General features: G+C 72.2%; 7 protein-coding genes and 1 pseudogene. 5 read left to right on the top strand and 3 right to left on the bottom strand.

From position 1 onward, the window contains the following. The first annotated feature begins 809 nt into the window (after positions 1–809). From U5640_RS02970 to U5640_RS02955, 4 genes are all read left to right on the top strand, one after another. Complete coding sequence (locus tag U5640_RS02970; RefSeq protein ID WP_340374235.1) at positions 810–3,065, top strand: glycoside hydrolase family 9 protein; 2,256 nt, start codon at positions 810–812, stop codon at positions 3,063–3,065. Positions 3,066–3,144: 79 nt separating this feature from the next. Further along, positions 3,145–3,390, top strand: a complete 246-nt coding sequence (locus U5640_RS02965) for a hypothetical protein (protein WP_067254739.1) — start codon at positions 3,145–3,147, stop codon at positions 3,388–3,390. 3 nt (positions 3,391–3,393) lie between these two features. Next, the gene (locus tag U5640_RS02960) at positions 3,394–3,771 is read left to right on the top strand and encodes a toxin Doc (RefSeq protein ID WP_067254741.1); all 378 of its coding nucleotides are present in this window, start codon (positions 3,394–3,396) and stop codon (positions 3,769–3,771) included. Positions 3,772–4,178: 407 nt separating this feature from the next. Next, positions 4,179–5,804, top strand: a complete 1,626-nt coding sequence (locus U5640_RS02955) for an RICIN domain-containing protein (protein WP_340374234.1) — start codon at positions 4,179–4,181, stop codon at positions 5,802–5,804. Positions 5,805–5,843: 39 nt separating this feature from the next. On the opposite strand, the gene U5640_RS02950 is transcribed toward U5640_RS02955, so the two are convergent. After that, positions 5,844–7,013: a lactate 2-monooxygenase gene (locus tag U5640_RS02950; protein WP_340374233.1), complete on the bottom strand. Its 1,170-nt coding sequence runs from the start codon at positions 7,011–7,013 to the stop codon at positions 5,844–5,846. A gap of 392 nt (positions 7,014–7,405) precedes the next feature. Between U5640_RS02950 and U5640_RS02945 the strand changes: the two genes are divergently transcribed. Continuing rightward, the gene (locus U5640_RS02945) at positions 7,406–9,817 is read left to right on the top strand and encodes an Orn/Lys/Arg decarboxylase N-terminal domain-containing protein (RefSeq protein WP_340374232.1); all 2,412 of its coding nucleotides are present in this window, start codon (positions 7,406–7,408) and stop codon (positions 9,815–9,817) included. 311 nt (positions 9,818–10,128) lie between these two features. Here U5640_RS02945 and U5640_RS02940 read toward each other — a convergent pair. Both U5640_RS02940 and U5640_RS02935 read right to left on the bottom strand, forming a co-directional pair. After that, positions 10,129–10,446: pseudogene (locus tag U5640_RS02940) on the bottom strand (transposase); the annotation flags it as partial. 585 nt (positions 10,447–11,031) lie between these two features. Further along, positions 11,032–11,727, bottom strand: a complete 696-nt coding sequence (locus U5640_RS02935; protein WP_340374231.1) for an alpha/beta fold hydrolase — start codon at positions 11,725–11,727, stop codon at positions 11,032–11,034.

Here is an 11,727-nt window from a genome sequence, read left to right as displayed (position 1 = left end):
TCGCGGACACTCACAGTGAACAGGCGCGCCACATCCGTTCCAGCCTAGTCCGTCCGGCCCGCGCGCGGACCGGAACCCCCTCGCGGGGCCGGGCGGCCGCCCTCGGGCGAGGTCAAGGACCGCTTCCCCCCGAAGGGGTCCGGTGGCCGCGGCGGTCGCCCTCGGGGCTCCAAGAGGTCTCCGGCCCCGTGAAGGGTGCGCGGGGCTCGTCGTCAGATTCTGTTTGGTCACGATCAGTTGTCGGATCAGTTGTGAGCACTTCTGGGTCCTGAGGGGGCGAGTCACCACGGCGAGTCGCCAGTGACAGTCGCTCGCAGGTCCGTCTTGGTCGCCTACTCGGGCACTGGCGTGGCCGCCACGCCCGCCGCCGCTTTCGCTCCCCCCTGCCCCGAGCCGGTGAACCACCCCACGCGGACGCCGGTTGCCCCGGCCGGCCGGACACCCGGCCCGCCGCATGCCGGATGCCACGCACAGCCTGCCCGCGTCCATCGAGGTCGCAGTGGGGGACGGGCGGCGGTGGATGCCGGTAACCGGAGCGGCCGTGGAGCGGGCCGGGGATTCCGGCACCCCGGCCGTCGTCACCTTCGACGGTGCGCGGACCCGTTGCGACGGACGTCCCACCCGCGCCGCACCCGGCGCCGTCCGAGGGGCGGTGCGGCGCAGCAGGCTGGAAGCTTGACGGGGGCGCGGTCCAGGCGGGGAAGGGCATCCGTTCTCGTCCGGACCGTTGACGCGGTGTCATGACTGGGACAAGCATGTCCCTGCCCCTGTTTGGGAGCGCTCCCATGATGCTGACCGAGGAGCCGGACGTGACACGACGCAGAACCGCCCTGCTCTCCCTCGCGGCCCTGCTGGGCGCCGCCCTCACCGCGCTGCCCGTGCAGCAGGCCGGTGCCGACGAGGTCGAGCAGGTCAGGAACGGTGGCTTCGACACCACCGCCGACCCCTGGTGGACCAGCAACGTCACCGCCGGCCTGTCCGGCGGACGCCTGTGCGCGGACGTCCCCGGCGGCACCGCCAACCGCTGGGACTCCGCGATCGGCCAGAACGCGATCACCCTGGTCAAGGGTGACTCGTACCGCTTCTCCTTCGCCGCCTCCGGGGTGCCCGAGGGGCACGTGGTGCGGGCGATCGTGGGGCTCGGGATCGCCCCGTACGACACCTGGTACGAGGCGACGCCGGTGCTGAACGAGGCGGGTGACTCCTACACGTACACCTTCACCTCACCGGTGGACTCCACCGACGGGCAGGTCGCCTTCCAGGTCGGGGGCAGCGCCGATCCGTGGCGGTTCTGCCTGGACGACGTCTCCCTGCTCGGCGGGGTGCCCCCAGAGGTCTACGAGCCGGACACCGGGCCGCGCGTGCGCGTCAACCAGGTCGCCTATCTGCCCGCCGGGCCGAAGGACGCCACCCTGGTCACCGACGCGGCCGAGAAGCTGCCCTGGCAGCTGAAGAACGCCGCCGGCGCGACGCTCGCCCACGGCTGGACCGTGCCGCGCGGCCTCGACGTCTCCTCCGGACAGCGCGTCCACTCCATCGACTTCGGCGCCTACCGGGGGCGCGGCACGGGCCTCACGCTGGTCGCCGACGGCGAGACCAGCCGCCCGTTCGACATCGGGACGGCCCCCTACGAGCAGCTGCGGCTGGACGCGGTCAAGTACTACTACACCCAGCGCAGCGGCATCGCGATCCGCGACGACCTGCGCCCCGGCTACGGCAGGGCGGCCGGCCACGTCGGCGTCGCGCCCAACCAGGGCGACACCAGCGTCCCCTGCCAGCCGGGAGTCTGCGACTACCGCCTCGACGTCAGCGGCGGCTGGTACGACGCCGGCGACCACGGCAAGTACGTCGTCAACGGCGGCATCGCCACCTGGGAACTGCTCAGCACCTACGAGCGCTCCCTGCACGCCCGCACCGGCCGGCCCGCGGCGCTGGGCGACGGCACCCTCGCACTCCCCGAGAGCGGCAACCATGTGCCGGACATCCTCGACGAGGCCCGTTGGGAACTGGAGTTCCTGCTGAAGATGCAGGTGCCGGACGGACAGCCGCTCGCCGGAATGGCCCACCACAAGGTCCACGACGAGCAGTGGACCGGCCTGCCCCTGCTGCCGGCCGCCGACCCGCAGAAGCGCGAACTGCACCCGCCGACCACCACGGCCACCCTCAACCTCGCCGCCACGGCCGCCCAGGCGGCCCGCCTCTACCGGCCCTACGACAAGCAGTTCGCGGCGAAGGCCCTCAAGGCGGCCCGCAAGGCCTGGGCGGCGGCCCTCGCGCACCCCGACGTCTACGCCGGCGCCGCCGACGGCAACGGCGGCGGCGCCTACGACGACAGCGACGCGACCGACGAGTTCTACTGGGCGGCCGCCGAGCTGTACCTCACCACCGGTGAGCAGCAGTTCGCCGCCCACGTCCTCGGCTCCCCGGCGCACACCGCCGACATCTTCGCCCCGAACGGCTTCGACTGGGCCCGCACGGCCGCCGCCGGCCGCCTCGACCTCGCGCTCGTACCCAACCGGCTGCCCGGCCGCGACAAGGTCCGCAGGTCGGTGGTGCGCGGCGCCGACACCTACCTGGCCACGCTCGCCGCACAGCCGTACGGCATGCCCTACGCCCCCGACGGCAACCGCTACGACTGGGGCTCCAGCCACCAGGTGCTGAACAACGCGGTCGTCATCGCCACCGCCTACGACCTCACCGGCGCCTCGAAGTACCGCGACGGGGCCGTCCAGAGCATGGACTACGTCCTCGGCCGCAACGCGCTCAACATCTCCTACGTCACCGGCTACGGCGAGGTCTCCTCCCACCACCAGCACAGCCGCTGGTACGCCCACCAGCTCGACCCGAACCTCCCCGAACCGCCGAGGGGCACCCTCGCGGGCGGCGCGAACTCGAGCATCCAGGACCCGTACGCACAGAGCAAACTCCAGGGGTGCGTCGGCCAGTTCTGCTACATCGACGACATCCAGTCCTGGTCCACGAACGAGACCGCGATCAACTGGAACGCGGCCCTCGCCCGGCTGGCCTCCTTCGTGGCGGACCAGGGCCGCGCCAAGGTCGGCTAGGCACGCTCTTGGTACCGCCCGAACCCTCGCTTGACCTGGTGATATTTACGAGTGAGTACCCGGGCGGTACCGTGAGGGGATGCCAGCCCTCAATGTGGAGTTCAGCGATCGCGAGCTGGAGGACCTGCGGCAGATCGCGAAGGAACGCGGCACGTCGATGAAGGCGCTCGTGCGCGAGGCGGCCGCCGCCGACATCGCGCGGCACCGGGCCCTGCAGGAGGGGGCGGAGGCGTTCCGCCGCTTCTTCTCCGCCCACGCCGACGAGTTCGCGGCCGCGTTCCCGGACGACGAACCCGCCCTCAGGGGCGAGGGGCGGGTCGCCTGACCGATGACACCCGTCATCCACATCGACGTGCCCTGGCTGCTCCAGCGCCACGAAGAGGTCCTGCCGGACCAGCCCACCGTCAACGACTTCTCCGCGCTGGTCGCGGCCGTCGCCCGGCACCGGGTGGATCCGCCCCGGCTCGGCGTCGACTCCGACCCGGCATGGCGGGCCGCCGCCCTGCTGCACACCCTCGCCCTGCTCAAGCCCCTGCCGTCGGCCAACGCCCGGTTCGCCTGCGCGACCGCGGTGGCCTACATGTACGTCAGCGGCGTCGGCATCGACCCGCCCTACGGCGCGCTCGTCGACCTCGCCCGTGACCTGATCGACGGCAAGACCGATGTGTACGGGGCCGCGGACCGGCTGCGGTCCTGGCAGATATAGCCGCCCCCGGACGTCGTGGGCCGCCGGCCCAGGGCGGGAGGAACAGGGCCGGCGGCCGTGGCGCGCAGGAGAGCCGCCGTCCTGCGCGGGGCCTCCGAGGAAGTGGCCGGTTCCAGTCCACTACGCGGCACACCCCCCGGGAAGGTGCGCGGCACCCCTGCGCGTGCGTCCGTTTCACACGGGGCGCAAGAACGGACGAAAGGCGTGCCACGCGGCATTCGCCCGTCCCGCTTGTCGACATCCTTTCAACAAGGGGCCGGATGTCCTCACGCCTTGTTGCGCACGACTTAGTTGTGCAAAGGTGAACCTTCCGAGCGGGGGGTGACGGCCGGGTCCTTGTGTGACGCCTGTGGGGCGGACACATACTCCCCGTTGCGCCATCAGGTACGTACCAAAGGAACCGCTCAGTGCCGACCGCCCAGCCGCCTCGCCCTCCTTACCCGCCGCCCGGCGGTGGCCCCGGAGAATCCGACGAGTCCCTCGCCGCAGGGATCCGCGGCGGCACGGACAGCGAGGTCGCCCAGTCCACCGCGGTGCTGATCGCCCGGCACTGGCGGCCGGTCCACGAGTACGCGGTGATCTGCATCGCGTCCTCCGGCAACGTCTCGAACATGCTCACCGCGGCCGCCGTCCACCAGGTCTTCGACCGGCTGAAACTGGGCGAGCCGGGCACCGCGCTGCGGCCCCGACTGCTGGTGACCGTCAGGGACATGGCCCGGCTCTGGGCCGCCGACGACCAGATCTCCGGCGTGCTGCCCGTGCTGACGAAGCCCGCCGGAGCCCGGGGCATGCGCGCCGCCAAGTCCATGACCCCGGACAACCGGGTGCTCGCCGAGCGCTCCTTCCAGGGCCTGCCCGCGATCGCCCGCTGCGTCCTGTGGCACGTGGAGGTCGAGGCCGAGTCGATACCGGCGGCCGCCGGACTGCTCGGCATGGACACCGAGATGACCGCCGCCGCCTACGAGCAGGCCCGCGACAAGCTCCGCGAGGGCCTGGTCCGCGCCCACCGGGAACTCGCCCCCAGCAAGGAGTGCCGCTTCTACAACCGCCTCCTCGACGTGCCCATCCGGCGCGGCGGCGAACTGCTGCCGGACGTCCGGAGGCACCTCGACGAGTGCCGCTACTGCCGGGCCGCCGCCGAGCAGCTCGGGCACTTCGAGAACGCGCTCGGTCTGCTCCTCGCCGAGGCCGTCCTCGGCTGGGGCGCCCGCCGCTACCACGACTCCCGCCCCGGCCGGACCCAGCAGCCCGTACGCCTGCGGGGCTCCGCCCGGCACCGGGGCGGCAGGCCGCGCGGTGGCACCCTGCTCTCCCGCATCCCCTCGCCGCGCCGTCGCGCGGCCGGCGAACCGCGCTCCCCGCGCGCCCTGTTCACCGGGGTGGGGCTCGCCTCCGCCGGGCTGCTGACCAGTCTGCTGGCCGCCGGGATGTGGCTGGACGGCGGCGGCGCCGACCCGGCCGCCTCCACCAGCGGTGTGGTCCCGGGCACCGACACCCCGGGCGCCGGCGCCTCCCCGACCACCCCCGGCACCGTCCAACTCCCCACCGCGCCCCAGCGGACCCGACTGCGCGAGGCCGGCGCCGACCTCTGCCTGGACATCCGGGGCGAGGCCCGGGCCGGCGCGGCCCTCCAACTCGCCGCGTGCGACACCGGGAACACCCAGCAGTGGTCGTACGCCGAGGACGGCCAGCTGCGCAGCGCGGCCCAGCCCGACCTGTGCGTGGACTCCCACGCCGACGCCGGTGTGGTGATCCTCGGTGACTGCGTGGACGTGGGGGACCGCCGGGCCGACGACGTCCGCTACGACTTCACCGTCCAGGGCGAGCTGCTGCCCCGCTGGGACGACTCCCTCGCCCTGGCCGGTGCCGGCGACGAGGCGGGCGCCGACGTGGTGGTGAAGGTCCGTGACCGCTCCGACGCCCAGCGCTGGCTCCCCGACACGGCAGCCGCCACGCCCGGCTCCCTCGCCGTCACCGGCACGGACGCGCCGCCGTCGGCCCAGCCGGTGAGCCTGGAGGAGGGGACGGCCTGAGGACGGCCGGGGCGACGGCCCCCGGGCGCTCCCCGGGCGCTATCTCTCGTCCTCGGCCAGATCGCCCGGACCCACGGTCGCCGGGGTGGCGTGGCCCGACAGGGCCAGGGTGAGGTCGAACTCGGCGAGCAGACAGCGGATCACGTGCTCGACGCCGGGCTGTCCGTCCAGGCCGAGTCCGTAGACGTACGGGCGGCCCAGCAGCACCGCCTCGGCGCCCAGGGCGAGGGCCTTGAAGACGTCGTCGCCGGTGCGGATCCCGCTGTCGAACAGGACCGTCAGCCGGTCGCCGACCGCCCGGGCGACCCGGGGCAGCGCGTCGGCGGCACCGATCGAGCCGGCGACCTGGCGGCCGCCGTGGTTGGAGACCACCACCCCGTCCATCCCGGCGTCGGCGGCGAGCCGGGCGTCGTCGGGGTGCAGGACGCCCTTGAGGACGATCGGGCCGTCCCAGTGCTCCCGCAGGAAGGCCAGGTCCGGCCAGGTCTTGCCGGGGTCGGCGAACAGTCCGATGAAGTGCAGCACGGCCGCGTTCGGATCCTCTTCCGGAGGTGTGGCCAGGCCGGCCCGGAAGGCGGGGTCGGTGAAGTAGTTGGCGGTGCCCACGCCGTGCAGGAACGGCAGATACGCCTGGTCCAGGTCGCGCGGACGCCAGGCCAGCAGCGGAGTGTCGAGGGTGACCACGAGCACCGTGAAGCCGCTCGCCCTCGCCCGGTCCAGGAAACTCCGGGTCACCTCGCGGTCCTTGGACCAGTAGAGCTGGAACCAGCGCTCGGCGTCCCCCATCACCTCGGCGACCCGCTCCATCGGCGTGCTCGAGGCGGACGACAGGATGTACGGCACCCCCTGTGCGGCCGCCGCCCGGGCCGCCGCAGACTCCGCCTCCGGGTGCATGATCGACAGCACGCCGACCGGTGCGAGGGCCAGCGGGGCGGGCAGGGCACGGCCCAGCACCTCGACCGACAGATCCCGTTCGTGGACGTCCCGCAGCATGCGCGGCACGATCCGGCGGCGCTCCAGCGCGGCCCGGTTGGCCCGCGCCGTGCCGCCGTCCCCCGCGCTGCCCGCCACGTACCCGACCGGACCCGGCCCGAGCCGCCGCTCGGTCAGCTCCTCCAGCCGGGTCAGATCGGTGGGCAGCCGGGGAACTCGGCCCGTCATGCCGTGGAGATAGATCTCGTACTGGAAGTCCGCCCAGTGCTTCGCCATCCGTCCCTACCGCCTCTCGCCGTGGAGCCCGCGTGCACGGCGACGATACCGGCGGGTAGTGAGGGGAGAGCCAGGATCTGCTTCTAGTGCCGTGACCGGGAAGGTTTGCCGGGAAGCTCGCGGCGTCCGGTGCGGTGCATGGCAAGGCGGGGCGTCGCCCGTGTACGGGATGTACTCGGGTGATGCGACAACGCGGCGAGGTGCCGTGCCGGGCGTCGCGAGCCGGTGAACCTTTCCGGTCCCGGCACTAGGTGTGTGTTGCGTAAGTCAACGTCGGGACGGCGGTTTCCGCCATAGCGGTGGTTTGCCGTCCCGGCCGCCGTTCTGCCCGGTGCGCCGCCAGGACACTGGCCGGGGCGGCCGGGGCGCCGCAGTGGAGAGCGGGAGAGCGCATGGCCGACAGCAGGATCCTGGTCGCGGTTCCGGAACACCCTCGGGGCGAGGGCGCCGGGCCCCAGCAGTTACGGAAGATCCGGGACGCGATCGAGGCGGGCGGCTTCGAAGTCCGGTGGGCGGTAACGGCGGAGGACGCGGACGCGGTACTGCGCACCGAGGCTGGTCTGGCGGCGGCGCTGGTGGCCTGGGACCTTCCCAGGGCCGCCGGTGACGGGCCCGGCGCCGCGCTCGCCGCGCCGGGAGGCACACTCGCCCGGCCGGGCAGCACCCTCGACGGGACCCCGGGCGGCGGCGCTGTGCTGCGCCGGATCGGCCGCCGATTCCGGGACCTGCCGGTCTTCTTGGTGATGGCCGACGAGGGCCTGGGGGACCTGCCGCTGTGGGTGTCCGAGTCGGTCGTGGGCTACGTCTGGCCGCTGGAGGACACCCCGGGCTTCATCGCGGGCCGCATCACCACCGCCGCCCACGCCTACCGGGAATCCGTGCTGCCGCCGTTCTTCCGGGCACTGCGCCGCTTCGACGACGCCCACGAATACTCCTGGCACACCCCGGCCCACTCCGGCGGTGTCGCCTTCCTCAAGTCGCCGGCGGGACGCGCCTTCCACGACTACTTCGGAGAGCGGCTGCTGCGCAGCGACCTGTCGATCTCGGTCGAGGAACTGGGCTCGCTGTTCGAGCACACCGGCCCGATCGGCGAGGCGGAGCGCAACGCGGCCCGTGTCTTCGGCTCCAAACTCACCTACTTCGTGCTGCACGGCGACTCGACGTGCAATCGCCTGGTAGGCCATTTCAGCGTCACTCGCGACGAGATCGCGCTGGTGGACCGCAACTGCCACAAGTCCGTGCTGCACGGCTTGGTTGTCTCGGGTGCCCGGCCGGTCTACCTGGTCCCCACCCGTAACGGCTACGGCCTGGCGGGACCGCTGCCCCCGGCCGAGATCGCCGCGGACGCGGTGGCGGCCCGGATCGCCGCGCATCCGCTCACCGAGGGCGCGGTGTCCCCGCACCCGCAGTACGCGGTGTTCACCAACTCCACTTACGACGGCCTGAGTTACGACGCCGTAGCCACCGCTCGCGCGTTCGCCGCCAGTACGCCCCGGGTGCACTTCGACGAGGCGTGGTTCGCGTACGCCCGTTTCCACCCGCTCTACGCCGGCCGTTACGGCATGTCGGTGGACGAGGATGCCTTCCCCGGCCCGGACCGCCCGACCGTGTTCGCCACCCAGTCCACGCACAAGCTGCTGGCGGCGCTGTCGCAGAGCGCGATGGTGCACATGCGACCCGCACCGCGGGCACCGGTGGAGCATGACCGGTTCAACGAGGCGCTGATGATGCACGGCACCACCTCGCCCCTCTACCCGATGATCGCCTCGCTCGACGTGGCGACGGCGATGATGGACGGCCCGCAGGGCGAGTGGCTGATCGACGAGGCGGTGACCGAGGCGATCCGCTTCCGTCAGGAGATGGTGCGCCTGCGACGGCGGATCGAGAGCGCCGGGGACCGGCCGCCGTGGTTCTTCGGGGTGTGGCAGCCGGACACGGTCACCGACCCGGCGACCAGCGAACGGCTGCCGTTCGAGGAAGCCCCGCCGGAGCTGCTGCGCACCGAGCAGTCCTGCTGGCTGCTGGAGCCCGGCGTCGACTGGCACGGTTTCCCCGGGCTGACCGAGGGCCACTGCATGTTGGACCCCGTCAAGGTCACGCTGACCTGTCCGGGGGTCAGCGCCACCGGCGAGATGGCCGAGGAGGGCATCCCGGCCCGGGTGCTCACCGCCTATCTGGCCACCCGGAAGATTGTGGTGGAGAAGACCGACAGTTACACCACGCTGATCCTGTTCTCCATGGGCATCACCAAGGGCAAGTGGGGCACCCTGCTGGACGCCCTGACGGATTTCAAGGCTCTCTACGACGCCGACGCCCCACTGGAGCGGGTCCTGCCGGAGGCCGTCGCCGCGCATCCCCGCCGGTACGCGGGCCTGACCCTGCGCGGGCTGTGCCAGGAGATGCACGAGCAACTGCGCTCGGTGCGCCTGGTGGAGCTTCTGGACACGGCCTTCCAGCAGCTCCCGCAGCCCGTGGCGCCACCTCAGCACTGTTACCAGCGGCTAGTGCGGGGTGACACCGAGCGGGTCCGGATCTCGGAGGCGGCGGGCCGGGTGGCGGCCGCCATGGTGACGGTCACCCCGCCTGGTATCCCGGTCCTGATGCCGGGCGAGTCCATCGGCGCACCCGACGGCCCGCTGCTGCGCTATCTCACCGCCCTGGAGTCCTTCGACCGCCGCTTCCCCGGCTTCCGCAGCGAGACCCACGGCGTGACCAACGACGAGGACACGGGCGACTACCTGATCGAGTGCCTGATCCAGGGCGCGGGGCAGATGCCGGGGCACTCGCCCGGGCGTGTCGGTTAGGGTCTCTTGGGAAAGTGCTGGCCACAGCCACTCGTTGAGGACTGCGACCAGCACTGTCGCCTCGTAGCGGACGGCGAGCTTGTCGTACCTCGTGGCGACGGCCCGGTGGCGCTTGAGACGATTGATTCCGCACTCGACGGCATGGCGCTCGCGGTAGTCGGTCTTGTCGAACTTCGGCGGCCGACCGCCTCGGGAGCCTAGCTTCTGACGATTGCGGACGCGGTCCGCCGGGACCGGGATGGTCGCCTCGCCACCGTATGCCGTCTATCAGCTGCCGCCGAGTCCCCACCGATCTGCCGGTCGAACGCTGGTGGTCGCCCGCCACGGCTGCCGCGGTTGTGCCTGTGTCGCTGCTGGTCGGTCTTCTCCGGGATGGTCTGTGCGATGCCGCGTCGGCGCAGGTAGGCGCGGAAGCCGCGGGAGCTGTAGGCCTTGTCCGCGATGACGTGGTCGGGCCTGCATCGGGGCCGGCCCAGGCCCGTGCGCGGGACCCGGATGCGTTCCAGGAGGGGGCGTGCGCAGGTGCTGTCGTGGCGCTGCCCCGGCGTCAGAAGGATTGCGAGAGGCCGGCCGCGACCGTCGCAGGCGAGGTGGATCTTGGTGGTCAGGCCTCCTCGGGATCGGCCGAGGGCGTGATCGTCCGGTTCGTCCGGCCTGTTGATCCCCCTTTTCTGCCGGTGGCGGCGGCGTGTTGGTGGGCGCGGACGACGGTGGAGTCGATCTGGACGAGCCAGTCGATGTCACCGGCCGCGTCCGCGGAGCCTGGATCTGCTGGAGGGCGTGGGTGAAGACGCCGTCCAGGGCGTAGCGGCGGAAGCGGGTGTAGACCGTCTGTCATGGCCCGTAGCGTTCCGGCAGGTCACGCCAGGAGATCCCGGTCCGGATCTTGTAGACCGTTCCGTTGATAACCTGCCGGTCCGACATCCGAGGCCGGCCCGTCGCGGCCCGCGGTATCAGCGGAGCGAGTAACTCCCACTCCTGATCGGTGAGTTCATGGCGGCGTATCACCTAAACATGATCCACCACCCGATGATCTTTGAAGACGGGCCCTAGGGGGTGTTTCGAAAGTCCCGCACACCACCCACGGCGCCCGGCACGCCCTCTCGCCGCACCGGCCGAGACCCCAAGTACGTCCAGTACGAGGGCTTTCGTCCGGCACGCCGAGAGCACGCACCGGACACCGCGGGCACCGCACGGGACTTTCGAAACACCCCCTAGCTCCCGGCTGCCGACGCGTGCAGGATCCGGGCCAGTTCGACCGGGCGGGAGAACATCGGCCAGTGGCCGGTGTCCATCTCCACCAGCTCCCAGTTCTCGCCCTTGAGCAGGTCCGCCACGGCCGGCGGCGGGGCGTCGCCGTCGAGCAGGCACTTGATGTAGGTCGAGGGGAGATCGCCCGCGGAACCCTTGAGCTCCGCCCCTTCGGTGAGGGTGGCGCCGGGGTGGGCGGTGGCCCGGGAGCGTATCCCGGCGATCTGCTCGTCGGTCAGTCCCTGGCCGGCGTAGTCGTCGGCGCCGAGCGGGGGCCAGATGCCGCCGTGCGCCTCGATCGACGCGCGGACGTGGTCGCTGTCCCAGCTCGACAGGAAGGACTGCCCGTCGAAGGGCACGCTCGCGTCCACGTACACCACCCGACGGAGCCGGTCACCGATCCGCTCGGCCGCCTGGCCCACCGGGATGCCCGAGTAGCTATGCCCGACCAGCACCACGTCCCGCAGTCCGAGGCGCTCCACCTCGCCCACCACGTCCCGCACATGCGTGCGCTGCCCCGCGGGCTCCGCGGCCCGCTCGGCGAGCCCGGACAGCGTCACGGGATGGGCCTCGTCCCCGGCCGCGCGCAACTCCGCCGCCACCTCGTCCCAGGCCCACCCACCCAGGAAAGCCCCTGCCACCAGCACGAAATGAGTCAT

It is taken from the genome of Streptomyces sp. SS7 (genome assembly GCF_037993025.1).
Classification (GTDB): domain Bacteria; phylum Actinomycetota; class Actinomycetes; order Streptomycetales; family Streptomycetaceae; genus Streptomyces.
The sequence above is the reverse complement of the archived record's forward strand: the minus strand, read 5'-3'. Positions and strand labels throughout refer to the sequence as shown.